Source organism: Verrucosispora sp. NA02020 (assembly GCF_013364215.1).
GTDB lineage: Bacteria > Actinomycetota > Actinomycetes > Mycobacteriales > Micromonosporaceae > Micromonospora.
The window spans coordinates 712,551-737,274 of record NZ_CP054923.1; the positions used below are offsets into that span (position 1 = coordinate 712,551).

Consider the following 24,724-nt stretch of genomic DNA (forward strand, 5'->3'; position numbering starts at 1 on the left):
ACGGTACGACACCGGCGTGCAGGCGGCGTAGTTCTTTCGGCCGACTCCCCGCCGGATCGCTCGGCAACACGGCCGAGGTGTGCGCCCGCCCCGGCAACGCACGATCGACACCGCACCGAACAGACGAGCGGAGAAGATCGTGGCAACGACAGTGCAGGCCGAGGGCCTGCGAGTGAGAACCGGCCGGTACGTGGCCGTCGACGGCGTCGACCTGGACCTGGGTCCCGGCGTCCACGGGCTGCTCGGCCCGAACGGCGCCGGCAAGACCACCCTGATCCGGGCGCTGGCCACCGTGCTGCCCCCGTACGCGGGTCGGCTCCGGTTGCGGGGACAGTCGATGGATTCGCGGCCCGACCTGCGGGCGGTGCGGCGTGGCCTGGGCTACCTGCCCCAGGAGTTCGGCTACTACCCGCGCTTCACCGTGTCCGAGTTCGTCGAGTACATGGCGTGGACCAAGGACGTACCCGGCGGCCGACGTCGCCGTGCCGTACGCCACGCGATCGAGCGGGTCGGTCTGACCGACCGGGCCGACTCCCGGATGAAGGCGCTCTCCGGTGGCATGCTGCGACGCGCCGGCATCGCCCAGGCGATCGTGAACGAGCCGGACCTGCTGCTGCTCGACGAGCCGACCGTGGGCCTCGACCCGCAGCAGCGGCTCGACTTCCGGGCCCTGCTGCGTGACCTCGGCGAACGCTCCTGCGTCGTCGTCTCGACCCACCTCGTCGAGGATGTGGCCGCCGCCTGCACCAGCGTCGTACTCGCCGACGCCGGCCGGATCGTGTTCCACGGCACGCCGGACGACATCGCGGCGGCCGGCGGTCCCGGCGACGCCGGGGACAGCCCGATCGAACGCGGCTACTCGGCGCTGATCGGGCGGCACCGCGCCGGACTGGTGGTGGCGCCGTGAACCGCATCCTCCGGATCGAGCTACGCCGTTCCGACGCGCTTCTCGCGGGTGCCGTGACCGCCGCGCTCGGCGTGGCGGGACTCTATGTGCTCGCGTTCACCGGGCAGACCGCCCTCTGGGACCAGCAGTGGAACCTCCTCGCCGTCTTCCAGCGCATCATGCTGGTGATTCTCTGGCCGCTGGCGCTGGCGGCCGGCGCCTGGCAGGCCGGCCGGGACCGACGCCACCGGATCGAGGAACTGCTCGGCACCACACCGGCTCCCCGCTGGCGGCGCACCGGCCCGTTCGCCGTGGTCACGGCGGCCTGCCTCGCTGCCGGTTTCCTGCTCGTGCTGCTCGGCGGGGCACCGAAGGTCGCCGCCACCGCCGGGTACCCGGGCACCGGTTGGCCGGCGGTGACGCTGGTCGGCGTACTGGCCCTGGTCGCCGCCGGGTGGCTCGGCCTCGGCGTGGGCCGGTTGCTGCCGTTCGCGTACACCCCTGCGGTCCTGGGTGTGGGTGGTCTCGCCGGACTTCTCGCGGCGATCGAGCTGACCCGGCCCAGCGAGGCCACGGACCCCGGCGCGGCCCTCCTGCTGCCCTTCTTCACCAGCACGATCTCCGAGTTCGAGATGGTCGCCAGCGCGGTGAGCGCGGGCCAGGCCTGGTGGTTCGGTGGGTTGGCCGCCGGGGGACTGGTGCTGTTCCTCGTGAGGAACCCGCTGGTACGGCTGCTCGCCGTCGTCCCGCCGGCACTCGGCCTGGCGCTCGCCGCGCCGATGCTGACCGTCCCGCTGGAGGAGGCGTTCCCGGTCGACCCGGCCGCAGTCGCCGAGGTCTGCACCACCGACGACGGGCCACGGGTCTGCGTCACCGCCGCCCACAGCCGGGAGCTGCCCGCTCTCGTCGCACCGGCCCGGGAAGCACTGCGCATGATGGCCACGCTGCCGGACGCGCCGACCTCGGTCCACGAGGCGGCACCCGGCCGCGACCGCCCACAGCCAGCTTCCGAGGCGTGGGTGGACACCGACAACCTCGGTGCCACCGACGATCCCGCCGAGCTGACCGCCCGCATCCTGGCCGGTGCCGGTACGCCGCTCTGCGTCCGCGCCGACGACGACGCGTACCTCGACGTGCTGCGCGCCCGCTCCGTGGCGGCGGCCTGGCTGCACGGCACTCACCCGGTGCCCGGTCAGAGCCTCTTCGGGGACGAACAGGCCGTGCGGGAGCAGATGTGGCAGACCTTCACCGCGCTCCCCGCCGACGAGCAGCTACGCCGGGTCGCCGCCGTCCGCGCTGCCGGCCTGACCTGCGGTGACCAGGCAGCCGCCCTCGGCATCGGCGCCGACCGATGACGCCCGCGCTGCTGTTCCTGCGCTCCCGTGAGGTGCCGGGCGGGCTGCTGTTCGCGGTGCCGGCCATGGCCCTTCTCGCCTGGTTCGGCGCCATCCAGACCCACCCCAGCCACGCCGTGACCACCGCCGCCCTCGCCCTGGCGCTGGGTGTGGCCGTCCTCGGGTACGGCCTCGGCGGGCCGGACGGCACCCTGGACGCGACCGCCGCGATCCGCTGGGCCCCGCGCCGAGCGGCACACCTGGCCGCCATCTTCGTGGTCGCGTCCGCCGTGGTGACGGCCGTGACGACGGCGCCGGTCGGCATCGTCCTGCGGGACGCGGCGGGCTTCACCGGGCTGGCCGCACTGGCGGTGGTGGTGTTCGGTCGGCGACTGGCCTGGACGCTGCCGGTCGTCGTGGGTTGCGTGTCGGCCGCCATCCCGGCCGTCCCGGAGCCGTTCGCGCTGTACCTGCTCACCTGGGCGGGCCAGCCGTCGGACAGTGTCGCGGCCATGGTGACCGCAGGGGTCCTCGCGGTGATCGGTGTGAGCGCCTACGTGATCCGTGGTCCCCGCCTGATCAGCCCGGTCAGCTGACCCCGTTCCGCCCGTGGTCCGTCGCTCGGCGCCCGTGGTCCGGCGGGTCGCCGGTCGATGGGCTGTTCGCTGGGAGATCCGCGGCGCAGCGCATACTCGACCGGTGTCCTCCCAGCAGCACAAGAAGATGCGGCAGCGGTATGTGAGTATCGGCAGCGGGGAGCTCGTTTCCGTCGTGGTGTTCGCCGTGGTGGCATGGCGGGTCACACCACGATTCGCAGACCCGACGGATGTACGCGCTCTGTGGTCCGCGCTCGTTCCGCTCCTGCTGATCCTGATTCAGGGCGGGGCGTACTGGCTGCTCGCGCGTCGCTGGATCGGGACGGGCCACATGCCGCGCGGGCTCGCGGCGGTGTATCGCGTATTTCGCGTGGTCGATGTGGCCATCCTCGCCGGCGGTCTGGTCGGGGTGCTCGTATGGTTCCCGGACTCCCTCGCCATGAGCGCCCTGGTGGTCGGAATCTGGCTGTTCGGTGTGCTCGAGTATGTGAACTACTTCGTGGTGAGGCTGAGCTACCCGCTGCGCACCTGGTTGTCGCAGGTCGCCCGAGGACGATCACCACGGCTCGTCCAGGACCTGCGCCGCAGCCGGCAGCAGCCGCCCCCGGCGGACTATCACCATCGAGGCAGCACCGACTGAGGAGGCATCCCTGCGGTCGTGGTCCCCTCCGGCCCGTCTCGCCCCGGACACCAACCCGCCCGGCGACGTGCGGGCGTGGGTGATCCGCTGGTGGCGGTGCCAGCGCTGATCACCCCGGGAGCTTCCTGCGGTACGCTGACAGCCGCCGCCGCGCGGCGTTGATCGTCCGGCCCTCGTAGCTCAGGGGATAGAGCATCGGTTTCCTAACACCGGTCGCTGCCCGTTTATGCAGGCCGATGACCTGTTGTTTTCCGCATTTTCCCCACGTTGGCCTGTCGCTTAGCGGCGCTGCTGTGATCTATTGCTGAAGCGGCGTTTGTCCTGGTCATTCTTGATTGGATCAAGAGTGCAGGGTGCCTTCCAACGTCAACGGAGTGCCGCAGGATCAGCGGACCGATCAGTGGTAAGTCGAGCGGATTTCTACTCGCCGAGCAGTTCGCGACGCCATTCGGCGAATCGGTTATGGAGATTGTCCAGCGCGTGGCCGGTGACGCCGTATTGGGCGAAGTCGTCGGGATCGAGCTGGGTGGCTTGTCCGAGAGCGTCGGCGAAGATGCGCGGATCGAAGCCACGGTCGGCGCGCTGCGCGAGAGCGAGAAGGGCGTCGCGGGTGTAGCGGCCGGACCGGAGCGTGGCGTCGATGTCGATGAAGTCCCGGGCGAACGCTCGTCCGTAGAGGGCGCTCATCTTGTTCGCGACCGCGTCGTCGGGGTGGAGGACCGGTCCGATCGCCATGAGGATCGGTTCGTTGGCGCGCCAGTCCACGCCGAGTTCGACCTTGGAAACCCGCGTACCGTCGGTGACGGCCAGCCGGGCGAAGGTGTCGTACTGCCGCTCGGTCTCGACGGTGAGGCCGTCGTCTCGGTAGGCGTGCACGACGGCAACGACCGCGGCGGTGAACTCGTCGCGGCGGTCCCAGGCGGTGAACAGGTCGACGTCCTCGCTTGGTCGCTCGACGAGACCGGCGGCCTGGACCGCGTAGCCGCCGGCCAGCGCGAAGCCGTATCGATCGGCTGCCGCGAGTCCGGTACGGGCGAGGCGTTCGTGGAAGGGGTCCACCGCTATGCCGCGTTGCTGCGGGTGGCGGCGAGTTCGGGGAAGGCGTCCTCCCAGCGCTGGCGGAGCTGGGGTGGCAGCCAGAGGGTGGGCCAGAGCCGCCGGAGGAGGTCGGCGTCGAGCCAGGTGTTGAGATCCTCGACCGTGGCGGCTTCGGTGAGCACCACCTTGTACATGCTGGCCAGGCGTGCGGCCCGATTCAGGTCGTACTCGGGGTGCCCGGACCAGTCGAGATGACGCGGAAGCGTGACCGTGCCTTCGGTGGGGCCGTGCATCGCGTCGAGAGCCTCGGCCACCACGTAGGGCTTCCGGTCGCCGTAGGGCTGGTAGTCCGCTGGCGGCTGGGGCGATGTCCTGCGTCGGCTGATGTTGGTCGCCCGTCGGACTTCCGGTCGTAGCGCCTGGCGTATCGTCTCCCGGCTGTACCCGGTGACCCGCTGCAGATCCACCGGCCGCCAGCCGGCCGCGTGAAACGCCCGTAGTCGCTCGTCCCGCTCGGTCAACGCGGCCACGCGCGTCGCTTCGTACCGGGAGACCACCGCGTGCAGCTCATCCTCGGAGAACCGGCCCATGCCCGTAGCCTACTACGCTAGGCCAAGCGCGCTTGGCCTCTTGTGGTATCCCCGTAGCCGGCGGGACGAGCCAGATCGGATGCACTCATGTTCTGGTGAACCCGAGGGCCCGGTATCCGGGCATGCGGCGTGGGAGTGAGGCGGCGAGGATGGGGGCGGCCGGGTCGTGGTAGTCGTGGACCTCGGCGAGTTCCTTGCCGGGTGCGGCGCGGATGACGCGGCCGGCGCATTGGACGAGCAGGCCGTCGTAGGAGATCGGGCCGGCGAGGAAGAGGGTGTCGAGGGCGGGGGCGTCGAAGCCTTCACCGATGAACGGTGTGGTGCCGATGACGAGCAGGCCGTCGCCGATCTTGGCGCCGTCGAGCCGGTCGACGATGGTCCGCCGTTCGCGGGTGCTCATCGCGCCTTGGAGCACGAGTGGCTGGTGTCCGCGTGCGGCGAGCAGAGCGGTGAGGGCCTCGACCTGGGCGACCCGTCGGGTCAGGACGAGACAGTTGCGCCCGCGCGTCAGGGCTGCGGCGACATCATCGGCGATCTGGGTGTTGCGTGGCTCGTCGAGGGCCAGTCGCCGGTGCACTTCGGCGAGCGCGCCGGGTGCGTCCAGGTCGATGTCGCCGGGTTGGAATGTGGTCTCGTGGATGAATAGCGCTCGATGTGGTCCGGAGTCGGCGTGCATCGCTGCCGCGAGGGTGCCTTGTTCTTCGTCGGTCAGGGTGTGGCGGACGGGTCCGAGTTGCCAGGTGACGAGTTGGCCGAGGCCGTCGCGTCGGGTGGGGGTGGCGGTGAGGCCGAGCCAGAACTGCGCGGCGATCCGTTTGACCGAGTGCTCGTATGCGGCGTCGCCGAGGTGGTGGCATTCGTCGACGATGACGTGCCCGTACCCGTTGGTCAGGGTGGCGACGTCGTCGCGCCGCGCGAGGGAGGGCAGCAGTGCGATGTCCACCGTGTCGGTGAGCTTGCGTCGGCCGCCGCCGAGTTGACCGGGCTTGATGCCGAGAAACTGTTGGATGCGGGTGCGCCACTGGTCGGCGAGGGCCTTGCGGTCGACGAGGACGAGGGTGGAGGTGTTGCGTTCGGCGATCACGGCGCAGGCCATGACGGTCTTGCCGGAGCCGGGTGGGGCGACCAGGATTCCGTCGTCGTGGGCGAGAAGTGCGCCGACCGCGGTGGCCTGTCTGCTGGTGAGTTCGGCGGTGAACGCGATGTCGATCTCGGTGCCGGAGTTTCGTGCGTCCGTGACTGCCAGCCGCGATGCGGCGCGTTCGACGATGGTGGCGGTGGTGTGCCGCAGTCCCCGCGGGAGTACCAGGCGGTCATCGAGGGTGAGGTCGTAGCCCTGGATGAAGCGGGGTGTGTCCCAGGTGGACTTGCGGAGTCGTTGCAGCTCGTAGAACTTCGGGTTCGCCATGGCAGCGGCGTGCTTGAACGTCGCCAGCGCGGCGGGGGTGAGCTGCCTGGCGTCGATACTCAGCCCGGCACCTGCCTCCGCGTGGACCACCGGAGGTAGCGGTGGATGGACCTGGGTCGCGGCGGACCGGCTCATCGTGGCGAGGTCAGCACCGGTGACGGCTTGCTTCGCTTGCCGGGCGATGTGTTCGGCGTCGCCGGGGCTGAGCCGGTCCAGCGTCGACAGGAACGCCCACTGGTCGGCGTACGGCTCGAGCGTGCCGAGGTTGAGAAACGTGGTCAGTCCGTCCTTGCGGCGGCGGCCCTGCAGGGGTGCGGCGATGAGGTTGCCGAAGCCACCCTCGGGCAGGACGTCCTGGTTGGGGAAGAGCCGATCGTACGAGCGCAGGTCCATCGACCCGCGCAGCACCATCGCCTCCCGCAGCAGGACCGTGCCGACGGCCCGCCCCGTGGCGGCCGGGACCGCGCCGGTGAAGAAGACCCACACGTGGGCGCCGCGGCCTGACTGGGAGATCTCCAACGCAGCAGGCACCGCGCTGGCTCGCGCCGCCTTCACGTACGCGAGGGCGTCGAGCATCGCCGTCGAACCGTCGAAGTCGGCCACGACGAAGTGGCAGGTGTTGCCGGGCATCAGCGGGTACAGGCCCATGAACACGTCGCCGACCAGATGCGCCGCGACGACCTCCGTCGTGCGGGGCAGGTAGGCGGCACCGCGCCGGTCCATACCCTTCCGCCAGCCACCGGCGACTGCGGGCATCCACCCGGCAGCGCCGGTACGGGCGTTGTCCCACCGCACGGCGTACACGTCGGCCCGGGCTCGGAACCGGTCGGCGAACAAGGTCAGCTTGTCCTGCGTGGGCGACGCCATGGTGACCAGCCCTGGCGGCTCCACCGGCGCGGACAACTGCTCCGGTGCCGCAGTCGTGTCCTGGCCGCGCAGCTCCAGCAGACGCGCCATCCGGGCGTTCTCCGCCCGTAACCGCTCCACCTCCCGCCGAAGATCGACGAACTCGGCCACCGAACCCATGCCGACCATCCTCGCGCACCAGGCTCCGAACTCCCCGACACCGGTCCGCTAGCCTCCGCGGATGGCATCGAAGGGAACCGCCGCGCTGGAGGCGATGATCGAGGAAGCCACCGTCGATGCGTACGGCGACGACCAACAGCTCACCGGCCTGTTCACCATGATCGAGGAGCATCTGGCGGTGCCGTTCACCACCACCGTCCTCGGCGTCGAGGTCACCGTGCGCAAGGTCGACCTGACCGCGGACAGTATCGTCGCGGTCTGCGCCCGAGGCCGCCACCAGCAGAGAATCGATCTCCTCGACCCTGCCGCTACCCACTCCCGCGCCGGACGGTACCGGGTGGATCGACGCCTACCGGCACTGGGCCGGGAGGTAGGCCGGCGATGAGCGAGTACCAGTACTACGAGTTCACCACCGTCGACCGGCCTCTCAGCGACCGGGAGCGGGCCGCGCTGCGGTCGCTGTCGACCCGGGCCGACATCACCGCCTCCAGCTTCGTCAACACCTACGAGTGGGGCGACTTCAAGGGCGACCCGCGCACGCTGATGGAACGGTACTTCGACGCGCACCTGTACCTGGCCAACTGGGGCACCCGCCAGCTCATGCTGCGACTACCGAAACACCTGCTCGACCCCGCCACCGTCGCCCAGTACTGCCAGGGTGACAGCGCATCTGTCTGGACCGCCGGCAAGCACGTCATCATCGACCTGCACGACGAGGACGAGGACGGCGCCGACGAGTGGGACCTCGACGGCCACGGCCTGCTCGCCTCCATCATCCCGGTCCGGGCCGGCCTCGCCGCCGGCGACCTGCGCCTGCTCCACCTGGCCTGGCTCCGCTGCGTACAGTCCACCGAGATCGCCGACGACGAGCCCGAACCGCCCGTCCCCGCCGGACTGGGCACCCTCGACGCGGCCCTCACCGCCGTCGCCGAGTTCCTGCGCATCGACCCCGATCTGATCGCGGCTGCGGCGGCCGGGTCGTCGCCGGCCGCCTCCGGTGAACTGACCGCCGGGCAACTACGCACCTGGGTCGCCGGGCTGCCCGCCCAGGACAAGGACACCATCCTGACCGACCTGATCACCAGCGGCGACAGCCACCTACGCAGCCGACTACTACGCCGCTACCACGACGAACACCGCACCGATGCCCCCGCCCCGGCAGCCACCCGCACCGCCCGGCAACTGCTCGCCACCGCCGCGAAGTTGCGCGCCGAACGGGAACGACGGGACGCCGAGCAACGCGAACGCGACCGGATTCGCCGCGAACGGTCCGCTGCGGCAGCACGGCAACGACACCTTGACACCCTCGCAGTCGACCAACCCGCCGCCTGGCAGCGGGTCACCGAACTCATCGCCACGAAGAAACCCCGCGAGTACGACACCGCCGTTCAACTCCTCGTCGACCTGCGCGACCTCGCTAAACGAGACGGAGACAGCACATCGTTCCGAAATCGCCTGACCGAGCTACGGACGGTGCACGCCCGCAAGCCCAGCCTGCTCGAACGCCTCAACCGCACAGGTCTCGAAACCTGACGCATGGTGCCCCGCTGACCATCGCCAAGGTGCGACGAGGATCGTGGAGGGCCGGTGCGGCGTGCCAGTCTGACGCCCCAGACAGTCGACGCCGGCGGCGGTGCGCTCCAGGCGTCCGTCGGGACCCGCAACCGGACATCGAACCGCGCCGTTTGGCGGGGTGGACCCGGAGGGTCGGGTGACTGTCTGGGTGTGTGCCGCCGACGTCATGGCCAGCTCGGAGTAGGACGCCCCGGCCCTCGCTGATGACCGCTGTATCAGCACTGAATGGAGACTTGCGACCGATCGCCCCTTCCGAAGTTGTGACTACTGAACCGCGGCGGGTCCACGCCCCTTGATCAGACAACCGAAGAGGGTGATGCCCGGTGGGCAGCCTGTGGGCCGGCGTCCGATGGCGGCAAGACCCACCACCACGTGTGCGTCGTCGACGACGATACCGTCGTTCTGTCCGAGAAGATCCCCAACGACCAGCAGGCCATTTCCGGCATCGCTGGACGGCTCGGTAAGCGTCGTAAGCCGATCCGCTGGGCCGTCGACCTGCGGGGTGGACCTGCCTCGCTGCTGTTGGCGGTCCTGTTCGACCGGGGCGCGGACGTGCGCTACGTCAGCGGCACCGTCACCTCGCGGATGGCGGAGGCGTTCCACGGCGAACGCAAGACCGACGCTCACGACGCGTACGTCATCGCCCGCCTGGACCTGGTCGCCGACCGGGTCCGCATCACCGCCCGCATCCAGGACCTACTGACCATGATCAGCCCCGCCCTGGAGAAGACGCTGAACCTGCGCAGCAAGGGCGCGCTTCGGCTCCTCGTCCAGTGGCAGACCCCCGGCGGGCTGCGCCGTGCCGGCGAAGCTTGCATCCTTGCCTACCTGCGCCAGCACGGCGTGCGGGCCGCCAAGGCGCTGACCGTCAAAGTCCTCACTGCCGCGCGGACGTAGACCGTCGCCATCGCGGGGAAGGCCACTGCGGCCGGGATCGTGGCGCAGATGGCGACCGATCTGGAAGCGGTCAACGACCGCATCATCGCCATCGAGAAAACCATCACCGCAGTGGTCGCCGAGCACGAACTGGGAGAGATCGTCACCAGCCTGCCCGGCATCGGCACCACGGTTCCGGATTTGTGGGGCGGGCGAGCTTCCGGACGGCTTCGTCTCCGGGTGGCGATACATCGCGCCGCTGGTCGACATGCCGGTCTATCTCGGCTACCTGCGGCGGCGATATGAAGGGGCCGGCGGCGTGGTCGAGATTCGGCGGATCGACGCGTTCGACCAGGCCGCTGGTGTCACTCCTGTTGTCGTCAACTGCGCCGGCCTGGGCGCTCGGCACCTCGTACCCGATCCTGAGCTGGTTCCGATACGCGGACAGCTCGTCGTGGTTAAGAACCCCGGCATCACCGAGTTCTTCTCCGAGGACACGGGCCTCTCACCGGACCTGACGCACCTCTACCCCCACGGCGAGACAGTCGTCGTCGGCGGGACCGCGCTGCCCGGCGACTGGAGCAGAGAACCCGATCCGGACACCGCTGCGGCGATCATCACCCGCTGCGCCGAGATCGAGCCACGTCTTCGGGACGCCCGGGTCATCGCCCACCGGGTCGGTCTGCGCCCCACACGGCCGTGCGTCCGTGTCGAGCAGGAACGACTCGACGGCATCCGTGTGATCCACAACTACGGCCACGGCGGGGCAGGACTCACGCTGTGCTGGGGCTGCGCTTCAGAGGCGGTGGCACGAGCGGTGCGCCCGCGATGAGGCCGACATGCGGATGGCTGACGAACGGATGTTCGGCGACTCCCAGCCGGCCACGATCAGCTCGCAACCGAGATGTGGGGCAGGCCTCCAGCGGCGAGCCCGATTGCACGACTGCCCGCGAAGATCAGCCGCGAGCGGCAGACTACCAACCGGTAGATGATCTTTGGTGATGTGCGCGGTGTGTGCTCCGCAGCCGGTGACCGTAGGTAAACGGCGTCGCGCGACCGTGGCCGCCGATGACGGACGGCCCGGTCGGCCCGGCGACGTGCGGGCGTGGGTGATCCGCTGGTGGCGGTGCCAGCGCTGATCACCCCGGGAGCTTCCTGCGGTACGCTGACAGCCGCCGCCGAGCGGCGTTGATCGTCCGGCCCTCGTAGCTCAGGGGATAGAGCATCGGTTTCCTAAACCGTGTGTCGCAGGTTCGAATCCTGCCGGGGGCACCTCGAAGATCAGCCCAAACGCCTTCTGGCCTGCAGACACGCTTCACCGTCGATCCGTCGAAGTGTCCGCTGCGGGGCTAACAGCTCGCCAACCTCTCGATCAGCAGGTTCAGCAGCTTCTCGTGCTCGGGTGCCGGCACACCGTTGCGGTCGGGGTGGCCGGGGATGCCGAATATGAGCACCCGACCGCGTAGCTCGTCCATCCGGTCCACCCAGAACGCTTTGTCGAGCGGATCGAGTTCGCAGGCGTCCACCGCGTCGATTTCCGGCCAGCCTCCGGTCGGCCCGGGGGTCCCTGCTCTCGTCACCGACATTCTCAGCACGCGGTGCACGGCGGCGAAGACCATCGCGTTGCCCTGTCCGTAGTCGAAACCGGCATGCCGGCCCTGCGTCGGGTGCTCGCCGCGCTCGACGACACCCCATGCCAGCATCACTGCCAGCTCTCGGAACGCCTCTCGTTCGTACATCATGCGGAGAAGTTGGTCGTTCCACGGTCGGCGGGCCTGTCGATCGGGTCTCACCCGCAAGTAGTCGAAGGCGAACGCCGTCGGCACGGGGCCGGTCGGCACCAGCCACGGCTGCGTACCGTCGGGGTCTATCGCTGTTTCGGGGCGGTGTCGCGCGTCGGTCGGCTCCGCCACGCCGCCGGCGAGATCCACCAGTTCGAGAATCGCGCGGTAGGGGGCCGCCACGCGATTCTCCGGATCGTGGTGACTGAGGGCGCGCATCGCCTCGATGCTCTCCCGCTGCTTCAGCTCGGCGACGTGCTGCCGGAGGTACTGCTGGGCGGCCGGCCAGTCCGCCTGCTCGAGCCATCCGGTCAGGACCTCCGGCAAGATGCGCGGTGGGGCGGCCGGACCCGACGTCTCGGGTGTGCTGAAGATGCCCGGTGCGCCGCGAAGGGACCACAACTCGTCCGCGAACCGCTGTGCCGTACGTCGGCTCAGCTCGGAAACGTTTTCCCCGGTGAGCGGGGAGAGGGTCAACGACAGTCTCGCGTCCGCCGGTACACCTGCGGCGGTGAGTTGGTCGTTGAACCTCACCGGTCCGTAGCGGCGGGCGCCGGCGACCAGTTCTGCCGTGCCGGGGTCCAGGGTCGCGAAGGCCGAGACGTAGCTCTGGTATCGCGGCATCCATTCGATTACCGGCGGGGAAGCAGGGTCGTCTCCATGCGGCAGGTACACCCCGGCCCGGACCGGCACCAGCACCGGCTGCCGTTGCACCGCCACCGGTGCCTCGGCAGGTTCTGCCGGTTTGCCGGTCATCGGTTCAGCCTCGTCTGTGGCGGTGACATCGGTCAGCAGCCCGGCGAGGCCCGCGTCGGTGAGTCTGGTCCCTGCCCAGCTCAGCAATCTGTCTCGGGCGTTCGCTGCGCGCTCCTGCGTCGGGTCGCCGGTGTGGAAGCCCTGCCGCTCAGCCAGCCGGTCCAACCGGCCGACCAGGACCTCGACGTCGCTCTCCGTCGGATCGGCGCCGGCGAGGTCCAGCAGTACGTCGGCCACGTGGCTGAGAGTCAGCCTCTCCACGACGGCGACACCCTCGTTCGACACCAACACATTAGCCTCGACAAGCGGGCTCTCGTTCTCGAAGGCGCGCTGGAACAGCCGCACGTCCCGATCACCGACCTGGTGGGCAACCGCCGGGTCCAGGGGTGGCACCGACGGCTTCGGGCCGAGGCGTCCGAGCCGGTGGACGATCTCCTCGGACGTGAGGTCGGTGCCGACAGTGACCGCCGTGCCGAGCCGCTGGCCCAGGACCCACACTGTCCATGGTGTTTCCTCCTCCGGTACGCCGATGACGATCCGGGCGGACCCGGAGTAGGGCAGATCCTGCTCCGGGTGGTCGGCCGGGCGGATCCAGAGACGGTCGCCCATCGGCACGATGTGCCAGCCCGGCAGCAACCCGTGTCTGCCGTCACCGACGTGTACCAGAGCAAGGTCGGCGATCAGCAGTCCGTGACGTTGAGGTTCGGGATGGACGGTGTAGTACGCCGCGAACGGGTGGAGAGTCGGCGTGTGCACACGGGTGTGGGCCACGAAATGATCGGTCAGGTCGGCGGGATCGACCAGGTTCGCGGCCAGTGCCAGTGTCCGGTCACCACCCACCAGTCCGGCAAGCTCCACGGCCCGGGACGCGCTCACTGGAGCGGACATCACCAGCTCCACGGTCGAGGATTCCGGGAGACCGTCGCGTACCTGCGTCAACACGTGGGGAGCCGTGGCCGGATCGCCCACCTCCACGATGTCGAGGCGTCGGGTCGGATGCGTCATCCGTGTCGGCGGATCCGTCCGGGACCCCGCCGGGCGTACGAAGCTCCCCGCCGGGCCCAGGTCGACCATCTCGAACCCCGGGACCTCCGACACTCGGATGGTCGACGCCGTCCGCCAGTCCCGCAGCGAACCAGCCTCCGTGAACTGCTGCTCGAGAAGTAGCTGCGCCTCGGCCACCGAATCGATGGTGGAGGCCATCACATCGGCGTACTGTCGTTGTGTGGCGAGCACGCCCTGCGTCAGTCGGTGACGCAGCCGGGGTGACCTCTCCAGAGGCCCGATGGTCGAGAGTCGATGGGCTGTCATCAGGATTTCGCGTTGCGCGCTGTCGCGGGCGGTGGCAGCACGCGCCCGTACGTGGGCGTAGTCGGACGGCCAGGCTTCCAGTCGGGTGTCTTCCCCGACACGCGTGTCCCACAGGTGGCGCGCGACATCGTGGGCCGTCGTGTGTTTGCTCATGTCCGGTGGTGAGGACACTGCCCGGGCCTGCATCGTGATCACTTCTGCGACGAGCAGTTGTTTCATCAGCGCGATGAGTGCGCCGTCGACAGAGGTGACTGCGAGGTCCAATCTCCAGCGTCTTGGGTCGAATATTGCTATGTCGCCGAAATCGATAAAATCGACGAAAGTGGGCATCGGCGGCACGTCGACCCATTTGACGAGCAGATCCACCAGCTTGGCCCACGCCATCCGCCGCTCGTTCCAGCCCCGACCGCCGTCGAGAATCGAGTAGCGCTCGCGTACCCAGCTCCGGGCGAAGTCCCAGAGGTGCGTATCCAGTGTGTCAGCGTGCCGTGCCGGCACTGAGGAGGACGGGTCCGCGCTGATGAGCGGCCCGTACGCCTGGTACGTGTCGGGGCGGAACCGGTCCGTGTCGGTGCGGAACAGGTGCAGTGCCGGGCGGGGCCCGGGATGCGTCTGCTCGACCGGACGCTGGTCGCCGTGCACGATGATGTTGATGTCGAGTGCCCTGGCGACGACTGCGGGAAGGTGTCGCCCCAGGGCCGTCAGCTGGAGGTCGACCCGTTCGATCCCCGCCTGCAGGTGACGGGCACCGGATGTCGCACCCCCTGACGCCAGGTGCGTCAGTTGTACGCGGGCATGGTCGAAATCCATGACGGCCCGTAGGAGCCGGGCGTGGAAAGTGGGAGTCGGCTGCTCCACACGCCGGGCGAACTCCGCCCGCCACTGGCTGCGCCGGTGCTCGCGCGTCCGCGCGCTGCTCGCCGCCAGCACCGCCTCCCGGATCGTGTGGTCGTCCGCGTCGGGCAGTCGACGCCGCACCACGGCCGACGCTTCGGCCCGCCACCGACCGAGCTGCTCGGGCGTCGGCTCCGTCGGCCGGAAATCGGCCAGGAGCGCGGTCGACGTGCTGAACGGCAGCTCCTCGGCCAGCAGAGCGCCCCGACCCCCCGCCACGTCGGCGAACCGCGCCGGCTCGGTCGCCACCACCCCCGTGACGACGTCACGCAGATGACTCGGCGTGCGAATCTCGGGTGGTAGCGGAACACCCTGCCACACGGCGGCATCGAGGACCGCCCCCAGCAACCCCCGGTGCGCCCACTGCCCGTTCCGGGCCTCCATCGACGTCGGGGCCGGGCGGAGTGGTCCGGGAGCCGCCGCGTCCAGCCGGTCCGCGACCTCACGACGCAGCAGATCGATCCGGCTCTCGCCGGCAGCGTCCAACCAGGGCCTTGTCTTCGACGTCAGCCAGGAGTCCACGGCCCTCAGCGCGATCACGTCCTCGACGGTGGCACCGCCGACGGCGGGAACGGTGTCCAGGACGCCCTGTGCCTCGTCCACCAGGGCCGGTATCGGACCATGCTGCGACACGTCTACGCCCAGGTCACCCAGCCTGACCTGCTCGTTCCGGAATCGCTCGCGCCAGGCGCCGACCGTCGCGCCGCTACGCTCCAACTCGTCCCAGAGCCCCGCCACGCTGGCCTGCCGCAGCTCCAACTCAGTGGCGGCATCGGTGACCGGTGGTGCCGTACGCAGGTAGAGGTCGGCCCGCCGCTGGATGCCCATCAGGTGGTCCAGCGGAACGCGGAGTGCCTCGCTGTCGGTGACGGCGTCCCGAGCTGCCATCTCCGGGTCCAAGCCGGCGACTGCGGTGACGAACGCGGCGGGATGCTCCGATCTGGTGGAGACCGGCCATACGGGGTGGTCGGCCATGCCCCGCACCGCTCCGTGACCGTGGTCCGGCGGCGGATACCACGAGTTCAGGTGAAACAGCGCGGCTACCTGTGCGCGTCCGGCCGGGTCCAGATCCAGGGCTGCCAGCAATGACCTGAGCTGCGGTCCCCCCGACGGGTCGAGGAACCAACCGTGTACCTGCTGCGGCTCTGACCTGGTGGTGGCGAAGTTCGTGCCGACCACGTCCGCAGCGGAGTCGGGCAGGGCCGAGGCCGCCAACGGGTCGCGCGTCGTGGCAGCCAGGAGCGCCCAGACCACGCGGACCCCGCCCTGTAGCCCGCCCAGCCCGGACGTCGGGATGCCGGGATAGGTGAAGCCGACCTCGACGGCGTGAGGTCGCGATTCGGCTGCGGTCACCTTCGGCGGATTCGCATGGTTGAGCCAGGGCAGTTCCGGTGAACCGAACAGCCGGGTCAGCGCGTCCTCGTGGGCGCGGACGAGGCGGCCCAGCGCCGCCGCAACATCGACCGGCTCCCCGATCCCCGCTGCCGACAACGGGGCGTGATCGACTTCGATCACCATCTTGGAGACGGACACGCCGTACCGCCGCATGGCCTCGACCACGGATCCGAGCGCTCGCCACACCGGTGGGCTGTCCACGAGATCCGTGGCGCGGATGACGAACCTGCCGGCTTCGTCCAGGTCGAACTCGGTCCGCAGCCGTGACCTACCGCCATACACCGACAGCGCAGACTCTGCGGCGGCCAGCGCATCGACGAGTATCTCCCGACGATCCTCGGGGGCCACCCACGTCCACGGCTCGTGTGGCAGGTCGTCACTCCACGCGCCGTCGATGGTGAGAGCGAACGTCCGCCCGGACGCGGGATCGCCCAGGCCCCCCAACGCCTGAGTCAGGATGTACGGCACGGGTGGTGTGCCGGCGTTGATCCGGTGCCGGAGCCAGTCCACGGTCTCCGACGGTTCCGGCCACCTCTCGGACCAGTCCGAGGCGTACGCCTCGACACTCGCCGGTAGGGTCTCGGTCAGGAGGCGACCCTGCGGTACCTCGTGCGTCCGTGGCAGGGCTTCCGGGATCGTCGGAGCGGCCCGGACCGGGCCCAGTCCCCGTGCCATCGGGAACTTCGAGGCCACTCGCCGCGCCGGGAAGATGGTCAACAACGCTGCGGCCTGCGCGCGGGTCGACCCGTCCACGAGTAACTTCACCAGCCGCCACCCGTCGAGGCCCAGATCGAAGGCGTCGTCCGCGTGATCGCCGGGCGGCCGGAACGGCCAGTCCCACCACCGCGGCTCGGGGAACGGTTGACGGGCCAACTCCACCAACTCCGCGAATATCCGCAACCCGGCCTGTCGTACGCCGGGCCATAGGAGTTCCTTCCTGGAGCTCATGCGGAGCCTGACGACATCGGCGGAACTCCAAGCCACGTCGAAAGACAGGCCACTGTCCTTGCGGTGGGCGCGGAGAAACCCGGCGAAGCTCGCGAAGCCGTACGGTGGCGGCGGGCTGCTTCTGCTCGCCAGGCCGATCTGGCTCATCGCGTTGAGATGCGAGTAGTAGAGGTGGGCCAGCCGCAGGTATGCGGCGGCGTCGGCGCCGTACCCTGTCCTGACCTCGACCGTCGCCTTGCTGAGGGTGAATCTCAGATCCCTCAGTGTGTCGAGCACCTGCGCAAGGTCGGTCCATCCAGCCTGCTCGTGGCCGAACGTGACCGTCAACGAGTACTGGCCGCCCGTGGGTGGCTCGACGCGCACACCGGCTACCTGTGACAGGCGAGCGAACGCTCTCTCGGCCTCCGGTGACTGTTGGTCAAGGAACGACAGGAGGTTGATCGACATGCCGTCCGGCACGGGTGCGTCCGGGAGCAACGGGCTCAGCCATTCGTGCGGCGCGGAGCCGGGTCCCGCCGCCGCGCCCATCGCCCGGATCAGACCGGCGACAGACTGCGGAACGTCCTGCCGGGCGGCACGGGCGATGATCCGGCGAAACAGCTCAGCGCGCCGATCCGACGCGGCGTACCGCAGGGCTGCGGCGCTGACCTCGGCGACGTCGCCTCGGGTGAGGGTCGCCGACCCGTCGTGGTTCCACACCGGCCACAAGTCCGACGTGTCGAGTCCGTACTTCTCCTCATCGGACCGCCGCCAAGTCTGAAACGCCCCGATCACCCGGCGCGGCCCGGCCGGACCGGCATCAGGTACCTTCGGCGGCCGACTCAGGTTGGCGTAGACCGCCAGCGACTGTGTCGGGAGATCCGACCTTGCGGCGACTTCCAACAGTCCGCGGAGACCAAGCCAGCCACCGTCGTGGTTGAGCTGCTGGGCCAGCCTGGGTGGTACGTCGCCCTGCTCGAACACGATGTCGTACAGGTGGTCGGTGGGCGTGCCGGTCAACTGCCGCGTCGGCCAGTCCGGACGGCTTCGGATCGAGTCGGCGACCGGGCCCACCATGGCGAACCTCGGCGCGCCGGCCTCGTCAGCGTCGTTGAGGCGCGCGAGGTCGTCCGCCGGGTCGAGTACTGCGGGGTCGACACCGAGAACGGAGGCGAGCGCGAACAGTCTGTCGGGCGGGACACCCAGCCGCGACGCATGCTCCTCGATGTCGGGCACCTGCCCGATCCGGAGGCTCAACCCGGTGACCCAGAAGGTGCTGATGCGCAGTCGTGTCGCCAACTCGTGGCGCCGGTGGAGGTCGAGGCCGAGCTGTTCGGCCACCTCCGACAGGGTCGTCAGGTACCGCTCGCGCTGGTGGTCGTTCAGGTCCGCCCACATCTGGTCGGCGAAGACCCTGTTCGGGCCGGCGGCCGACTCGCTGCTCGTGTCGGTGTCCGACCCGCTGGTCATCTCGACATCGGAGTCGGTGTCCATCGCGGAACCTGGGCCGTCGGTGTAGGTGGCGTCCGGCAGACCCAGCACACTGGTCAGCCACCAGCCGAGATCGATTTCGTCACCTGACCAGTCGGCCAGAGTCAGGCCCCAGTCGGTGAGGAACGCCAGCGGCACCTGCGCGAGCCAGAACGTGTCCGTCACATCGAATCCGGCGTTTCTGGGCCACAACTGTCGCAGCACGTCGTCGGCGATCGCCGGGATCTCCTTCGGCGGGCCCTGTCGACGCGGCAACGTGGCCACGACCGGCCCGAGTTGGACCAGCGGCACATCCCACCGTGCGGCCATGCCGAACAGCTGTGTCACGGTGTCGGGATGTGCGTCCGGTGGCAGCGGCGGGATGTCGGAGGCGCGCAGTCCACCCCACCGACGGGCGTAGGCCAGGGCCGTCGGCACCGGCACCGCCAGATCACGGGCGGCGTCGAGTACCGCGACATGGTCCAGCCACGGACGGTCGATCAGGTCGCGCTCGACCTCGTGACGCGACATGCCCATCTTCTGAGCGAGCCACTCGGCCAGCCACAGGTCGGCGTCGCGTGCTGCCGGCAACTGCGGGCGGATCGGCGGAGGCTCGTCCTCGTCGAACCGGCGTGCCGAGTCGTCCATCGCCTGCTCCAACAGCCCGATCCAGTCCAGGCCCGCGAGCCGCCGGTGATACTCCGCGACGCTGGCGTGGCCCACCCGGAACGTGCTGAACAAAAGGTCGTGTAGCTCGTTCGGGGTCAGCCCGTCGGCCCCGGACCCGTCGGGTAGGCGCGCCCCTACCCAGAAGGTCCACGACGGAAATGGCACCGGCTCACCGTCCGGCCCCTGCGTGAGCAGGCGAACCAGGTGTTCGACGGTCAGTCGGTCGTCCGACCGCTCGGGCGTGTGTACCGCCAGCCGGTTCAGGACTGACCGTATCGGCAGGAGATCCAGGATGTTCGCGTTCAACCGCCAGGACAGCTCCAGCGCGACCTCCGGCTCGATCCCGGCCCGATAGGCGAACCAGTCCAGGCGGTCCGGCACGTGGCCGGTGTCCGCGATCACGTCGAGCAGTCGCGCGATCTGCTCCTTCGGCAGGTGCAGTTTGTCGACCAACCGGGCAACGCGCGGCAGGTCGACCAAGGGGAGCTCGGCCACCGCCCGGACCTGCTCCTCGGGCACCTCCCACCGGTCGGCCCAGCCGGCGGCCTCCCGCACGCTCAACCTCGTCGATGTCGACGCCGGCATCAGATCAGGTTCCAGATCGGCCGACTGCCGAATCAACCGGGCGGGAGCCACTTCCGTCAGGAACCGCGTGATCTGGGACGTCGGAACGTTGCCGACCAGCTGGTATACGAGCGAGGGCAAGTGGCCGGACGGCAGGAGGTTGCTCAACTCGGTGACCGGGAATCCGAGCTTGCCGCTCAACTCCGCATACCGCGTGACGTGCTGCAGCGACTTGAACCCGAGTTCTTCAGCGATGAGTCGGACCTGATCCACCAGCCGCTCGACCAGCGTCCCGACCTCGGCGGGCCGGACGCGGTCCGCTCTCATGTCGACAATCCCCGCCGCGGTCCGGATCATTTCTCGGATGGACAACAGGCCGGCAAGATCGATCCTGCCTGCCGTCTCCAGTCGTGCGGACGGCGGATCCCCCGCCGCGTCGACGGGAGGGGCATCCGGAGGCGCCGGGTGCTCGCTCTCGGTGCCGGATGGGGCGACCGGCCCGAGGCTCAGCTGCCCGGCGAGCGCTTCGAGCGCCAGCAATCGCAGCTTGCGCCGCACCTTTCGGACCGACTCGTCCGGCCCGACCGAGACGAGGAACATTCCCAGTTCCTTCGCCACACCGGCGATGTCGTCGCCCCGGCGGACCTGATCGGCGGCCCAGGCCACGGACCGTCCGGCCAACCTGTCCGGAAGGGTGTGCACCAGTTCCAGCAGCACCCCCCGCTCGCTCAGCCAGCGGAACGACGGAAGATCATCCGGACCCAGTCCGAGCCGGGCGCTCAGCTCGGCCAGATACACCACCTCGACATCGGTCGACACCCCGAACGGCCCCAACCGCTCGCGTAGCCCGGTCAGCAGCTCGTCAGCCGTGGCCACCCTGGTGTTGGTGGCACGCGTCCGCACCACGGTGACCAGTTCCCTACCGACGATCCGCAGGGCGCCCGGCGGTAGACCGAGATCCTGGGCGACCGCGTACCACGCCCGCCGGAGCGGCTCCACGAGATCCGCCGAGGCGCGCTCCTGCGCGTCGGTCGGGAGCGGCCCGTGCACCGCCGAGATCGCCTCGACCGTCAGATCGGTGACCTCGTCCGGGTCCGGCACGCTCTCGATCAGACGTACCCACTGCCGCGTCCTGGCCTCGTCCGGGCCCGTCACACCCAGGTCGCCGACCAGTCGGGTCCATTCGTCGCCGTGGAAGAGGTCGTCGGTCTGCGGCTGCCGACCCGCCGACGGGGTGACCGCCGGCGCCGTCGGGGACGCCTCCGACACCGGCTCGTCCGGCTCCCACACCCGCTGGTACGCCGGTGGTGGCGTCTCCTGCCTGAACCGGTCTGCGGTGGGCGTGTCCAGCGCCAGTTCCAGTGCGCCGTCGAGCCGGAAGACGAGCTGCGGCAGGCCACGCACTTCTGCCGGCTCCACCTGCACCAGCAGCCCGCCCCGGACCCGTTGGTAGACCACGTCGTCGCTGCTGAGCGTGCCCAGGGGCAGCGCGTCGACCAACGCCATCCGGAACCTCAGCGGACCCGCCGTTGCGCCCTGGGGGCGCAGGGCAGCGCCGAGCATTCCGGACAGCCCTGGTCCGGAAACCACCTGGTGCAGCGTGTCGGCCCGCATCAACTGCCGTCCAGCCGATCGCCAGCGACCCACCTCGACCTCCGCGACGACTGCGTCGTGCAGTGTCCGTACCGACACCGGATCGATGGCGGCCACTCGCGCCAGGCCCCGCCGCAGCGTCTCCGGTGGAAGATCCAGCACTACGGGGTTGAGCCGGTCCACCGTCGCGGCCAACTTCTCATCCACACCGACCAGTTCGGCCCCGCGCCGCGCCACCCGCGACCGTGGCCCGGACAACACCTCGTCCGACACCAACGCCCGCAACTGCACCAGCGCCGCGCGGACCACCGGCAGGTCAGCCGTCGGCGGATGCCCGGAGTGCTCCCACCGCACCGTCACCAGCAACGGGGCGGCATACCACTGCGCGGACTCCGCCGCGCCCACATGCTGGTACGCGCCGACCGGCTCCGCGCGCACCACCAGCCGGATCCCCCTGTCCTCCGGCCCGCTCCCGCGCGCCGGGCGCAGCACCACACCGCTGTCGAACAGACCGGACTTCCGCCAGGCCGTCAGTTGCTCGGCACTCAACAGGTCACGCAGCACGACGCGCTGGCTGGTGACTGCGGTGTCATACGTGACCGCCCGCCAGTCAGCGTCCTGCAGATGCTTCGCGTGATCCTTCACCAGATTCGCCGCCAGCCCCTCGACCCGCTCCGTCGGCGCCTCGTCTGGTTCGGACAGCGCGTCGACGGCCATGGAGTCCGACGCGGTCTCGTCGGCTTCGGGCGACGTGTCGATGTCCATCGGGTCCGACGGCGCTTCGTCGGCGGCATCCTCGGCGGCGTCCTCGGCATCGGGTTCGGGTTCGGGTTCGGGTTCGGGTTCGGAGGAGATCACCAGATCTTCGACGACCAGGGGGAACTCGTCCGGTGTCAGCACGGCCGGCGGCCACGAACCGACCGCGACCGGCTCTTCGGCGGGCGAGGGCGGACTGGCGTCGAGTTCCAGATGTTCGTCGGGATGCGCAGCGGTGCTGCCTGGCGGCGTCTGCGGGTCGAACTCGGTGAGGATCCGGTAGTACGTGCCCGCGTCGCGCCACAGTCGCCGGAGCAACTCACGCCGGGTCGCCACCGGGCTCGCCGTCGCATGTGGCAGGCGCAACCGCTCGGCGTACCGGTCGAGATGGGCCACCAGCGCTGCCGGGTCCTGCTCGGCCGGATCGGCACCGGCCTCGTCCAGCAGCGCGTCCAGCAGGTAGTGACCGACCCGCGCCGGGACGCTCCCGGACGCGAACAGGGCCTCCTGCCACCGTGGACCGAAGGCCAGGTCGAGTAGCCGCCGGTCGTGAGCGGTCTCCGCGTGCAGCGACGCGGTCGACGGCCACGGTCGCGGCGACACCGGAGGCGCGGGCCGGTGCACCCGGACGAAGTCCGCGTCGGCGACGGCCCCGGTGTGGCTGGCCAGCACCCGGGCCACCCACATGCCGTACTGCCACACCGTCCACGGGACGGGGCGGTCAGGGGTGCCGATCACCACGCGCGGGTCGCCGTCGCCGACCTGTGGTGACACGTCTGCCGGACCGATCCACACCCGGTCGCCGACCGTGACGACATGCCAGCCCGGCAACATCTCGTACCTGCCGTCGTCGCGGGCGCTCAGCGTGAACATGCCACCGACAGGAACATCCCGCTGCGAGCCGGGATGCACGGTGTAGTAGGTGGCGAACGGTGTCATCGTCGGCTGGTGTGCCCCGCTGTGCGCGACGAGACGGCCGGCGTCGGCACCGCTGGGATCCACCAGGTCCCGGCCGACCGCCAGGACGTGCCCGTCGCCCAGCACCTCGGCCAACGCCACCACGTGGGCCGCCGACAGACGCGCGGCGGGCACCAACTCCACGAGCGCGTCGGAGGGAAGGGCGGCCCCGATGTCCGTGAGTCGTCGACGCGCGTCCGACACGTCCCCGACCTCGACGACCACCAGCGGCCGGTCCGGATGAGGCAGCCGCTGCGGCGGTGACGCCGTCGGTGTCGTCGGCAGGAAGACGCCCGCCGGGCCCAGGCTCAGAGCCCCCAGATCCGCGAGTACGGCCACCAACCCGTCGATCTCGACGTGCCAGTCCCGCACCGAACCGTCGGCGGCGAGGGACAACTCCAGGCGAAAAGCCTGGGCCTCGGTCGGGTCGGCCTGGTACACGGCGCGTACGTCGGCCCTGGCCAGCAGAGCCCGATCGTGGCCGGCCGCCAGCCGCCGCAGCACCCGTGGGCCGAACCGGCCGAGTCTGCGGGCTGAGTCGAGCCGCATGTGTGTCCGATCCACCAGATCCACCACGGCGGGATGGGCGGCTCCCACCCACCGCCGAGCACGTACCGCCTCGCGCACCCCGGGATCCGCCGAACGGAACAGGCGGAAGTCCTCCACGTCGGTGATGCCGAGCAGCGTCCGGTGCGCCTGCTGCACCGGGCCGAACACCACCACGGCGGTCGCGGGATCCCGCAGCGCCGCCGACACCCAGCCCTCGCCCACCGGCACGATGACCGGCCCCGGACCACCACCCGGGGCGGGTGATGCCCCGAACCACCACACCACATCGTCGTGCGTGACCAGCCAGCCCAGCTCACCCGCGCCCAGACCGGGCCGCAAGCGCACCAGCGCCGACGAGTCGGGGGCCCGCAGGAGGCCGTCGAGCAGCGCGTCGACGTCCGCCGTCGGCGTCGGTTCGCCACCCGCCACCGACAGCACGTCGGCCATCGAGACCGGCATCACCTTCCGCATCAGCTCGGCCGCGTCCGGCCCTGGCGGGAGGCCGTGACGCACCAGGCGGAACGCCATCGCGACGGCCGCCGTCGGCACCGGGACCCGCAACCGCTGGTGCGACTCCGCCAACCACCCGGCCAACGCCTCGATGCGGGTCCAGGACGGCGAGGTGCGGTCGGACGCGATCTCGACCGCCGTGCGGACCGCCTCTCGGGCGGCGACGTGCGACCACGGCAGGCTCCGCACCGCCACGGCGTCGTCCCACGAGGTCTCCCGACCCTGCGGGTCCACCGGCACCAGCCGCGCCGAGCGCGCCGACCCGACCGGTACCTGCACCTGCACCCGGTACAGATCCGCGAGCTTCTCCACCGCTTCCGCGTCGTCCACCAGGCGGCGCCCGTCGACCCCCCAGCGCTCGACCTCCCACGGCACCAGCACCAACTGGTCGGAGAAGGGCTGCCCGTGGACGAAGTCCGCGCCGACCGCCGAACGGGGCTTCTCCTCCGCCAGGAAGACCAGGGCCGCGTCGACCGGCCGCACCGCGGCGAGCGAGGCCGCCAACGCCGCCGAATGCCCGGTCTGGGTCAGCTCACCGGTGAGGACCAGCCGGCCCGCCACCACGAGAATCTCCCGGCAACCATGCGCGACCGGCACACCATCACCCCCCGGTCGCTTCTCCG

The 24,724-nt window shown here is 70.2% G+C and carries 13 protein-coding genes and 1 tRNA gene; 10 read left to right on the forward strand and 4 right to left on the reverse strand.

Features of this window, described 5'->3' with window-relative positions:
- Positions 1-139: 139 nt before the first annotated feature.
- The 4 genes from HUT12_RS03380 (at position 140) to HUT12_RS03395 (ending at position 3,456) form a co-directional block, all read left to right on the forward strand.
- Entirely contained in the window at positions 140-907 is a 768-nt protein-coding gene (locus HUT12_RS03380) for an ABC transporter ATP-binding protein (protein WP_131051353.1), read from the forward strand.
- Entirely contained in the window at positions 904-2,241 is a 1,338-nt protein-coding gene (locus tag HUT12_RS03385) for a hypothetical protein (protein ID WP_176092444.1), read from the forward strand. The genes HUT12_RS03380 and HUT12_RS03385 overlap by 4 nt, the downstream gene beginning before the upstream one ends.
- Positions 2,238-2,816 carry a hypothetical protein gene (locus tag HUT12_RS03390; protein ID WP_176092445.1) on the forward strand — a complete coding sequence of 193 codons (579 nt, stop codon included), beginning with the start codon at positions 2,238-2,240 and terminating at the stop codon, positions 2,814-2,816. Before HUT12_RS03385 ends, HUT12_RS03390 begins: the two co-directional genes overlap by 4 nt.
- Before the next feature lie 103 nt (positions 2,817-2,919).
- Positions 2,920-3,456 carry a hypothetical protein gene (locus tag HUT12_RS03395; protein ID WP_217705943.1) on the forward strand — a complete coding sequence of 179 codons (537 nt, stop codon included), beginning with the start codon at positions 2,920-2,922 and terminating at the stop codon, positions 3,454-3,456.
- Positions 3,457-3,876: 420 nt separating this feature from the next.
- On the opposite strand, the gene HUT12_RS03400 is transcribed toward HUT12_RS03395, so the two are convergent.
- From HUT12_RS03400 to HUT12_RS03410, 3 genes are all read right to left on the reverse strand, one after another.
- Positions 3,877-4,515 carry a nucleotidyl transferase AbiEii/AbiGii toxin family protein gene (locus HUT12_RS03400; protein WP_176092446.1) on the reverse strand — a complete coding sequence of 213 codons (639 nt, stop codon included), beginning with the start codon at positions 4,513-4,515 and terminating at the stop codon, positions 3,877-3,879.
- A 2-nt stretch (positions 4,516-4,517) separates the two neighbouring features.
- A complete protein-coding gene (locus HUT12_RS03405) occupies positions 4,518-5,084 on the reverse strand; it encodes a hypothetical protein (protein ID WP_176092447.1) in 567 nt (188 codons plus the stop codon).
- A gap of 85 nt (positions 5,085-5,169) precedes the next feature.
- The gene (locus HUT12_RS03410) at positions 5,170-7,518 is read right to left on the reverse strand and encodes a DEAD/DEAH box helicase (RefSeq protein ID WP_176092448.1); all 2,349 of its coding nucleotides are present in this window, start codon (positions 7,516-7,518) and stop codon (positions 5,170-5,172) included.
- Between the two features lie 61 nt (positions 7,519-7,579).
- Here HUT12_RS03410 and HUT12_RS03415 point away from each other — a divergent pair, with 61 nt between their 5' ends.
- The 6 genes from HUT12_RS03415 to HUT12_RS03435 all read left to right on the forward strand — a co-directional run bounded on the left by HUT12_RS03415 (position 7,580) and on the right by HUT12_RS03435 (position 11,241).
- Positions 7,580-7,903 (forward strand): calcium-binding protein, encoded by a 324-nt coding sequence (locus HUT12_RS03415; RefSeq protein ID WP_254876705.1) that lies wholly within the window; start codon positions 7,580-7,582, stop codon positions 7,901-7,903.
- Positions 7,900-9,051 (forward strand): hypothetical protein, encoded by a 1,152-nt coding sequence (locus tag HUT12_RS03420; RefSeq protein ID WP_176092449.1) that lies wholly within the window; start codon positions 7,900-7,902, stop codon positions 9,049-9,051. Before HUT12_RS03415 ends, HUT12_RS03420 begins: the two co-directional genes overlap by 4 nt.
- Before the next feature lie 414 nt (positions 9,052-9,465).
- On the forward strand, positions 9,466-9,990 hold the full coding sequence (locus tag HUT12_RS03425; protein WP_176092450.1) for a transposase: 525 nt from the start codon (positions 9,466-9,468) through the stop codon (positions 9,988-9,990).
- Positions 9,991-10,038: 48 nt separating this feature from the next.
- A complete protein-coding gene (locus HUT12_RS32635) occupies positions 10,039-10,275 on the forward strand; it encodes a hypothetical protein (protein ID WP_254876706.1) in 237 nt (78 codons plus the stop codon).
- Positions 10,238-10,801 (forward strand): FAD-dependent oxidoreductase, encoded by a 564-nt coding sequence (locus HUT12_RS03430; RefSeq protein WP_368660225.1) that lies wholly within the window; start codon positions 10,238-10,240, stop codon positions 10,799-10,801. The genes HUT12_RS32635 and HUT12_RS03430 overlap by 38 nt, the downstream gene beginning before the upstream one ends.
- A gap of 367 nt (positions 10,802-11,168) precedes the next feature.
- Positions 11,169-11,241, forward strand: a tRNA-Arg gene (locus tag HUT12_RS03435).
- A gap of 77 nt (positions 11,242-11,318) precedes the next feature.
- Here the strand turns inward: HUT12_RS03435 and HUT12_RS03440 are convergent.
- Positions 11,319-24,698, reverse strand: a complete 13,380-nt coding sequence (locus tag HUT12_RS03440) for a hypothetical protein (RefSeq protein ID WP_176092451.1) — start codon at positions 24,696-24,698, stop codon at positions 11,319-11,321.
- Positions 24,699-24,724 lie beyond the last annotated feature (26 nt).

Excerpts from the sequence above, each read along its gene's own strand:
- HUT12_RS03390 (WP_176092445.1), top strand. The coding sequence starts at position 2,238 with ATGACGCCCGCGCTGCTGTTCCTGCGCTCCCGTGAGGTGCCGGGCGGG.
- HUT12_RS03405 (WP_176092447.1), bottom strand. The coding sequence starts at position 5,084 with ATGGGCCGGTTCTCCGAGGATGAGCTGCACGCGGTGGTCTCCCGGTAC.
- HUT12_RS03410 (WP_176092448.1), bottom strand. The coding sequence starts at position 7,518 with ATGGGTTCGGTGGCCGAGTTCGTCGATCTTCGGCGGGAGGTGGAGCGG.
- HUT12_RS03415 (WP_254876705.1), top strand. The coding sequence starts at position 7,580 with ATGGCATCGAAGGGAACCGCCGCGCTGGAGGCGATGATCGAGGAAGCC.
- HUT12_RS03420 (WP_176092449.1), top strand. The coding sequence starts at position 7,900 with ATGAGCGAGTACCAGTACTACGAGTTCACCACCGTCGACCGGCCTCTC.
- HUT12_RS32635 (WP_254876706.1), top strand. The coding sequence starts at position 10,039 with ATGGCGACCGATCTGGAAGCGGTCAACGACCGCATCATCGCCATCGAG.
- HUT12_RS03430 (WP_368660225.1), top strand. The coding sequence starts at position 10,238 with ATGCCGGTCTATCTCGGCTACCTGCGGCGGCGATATGAAGGGGCCGGC.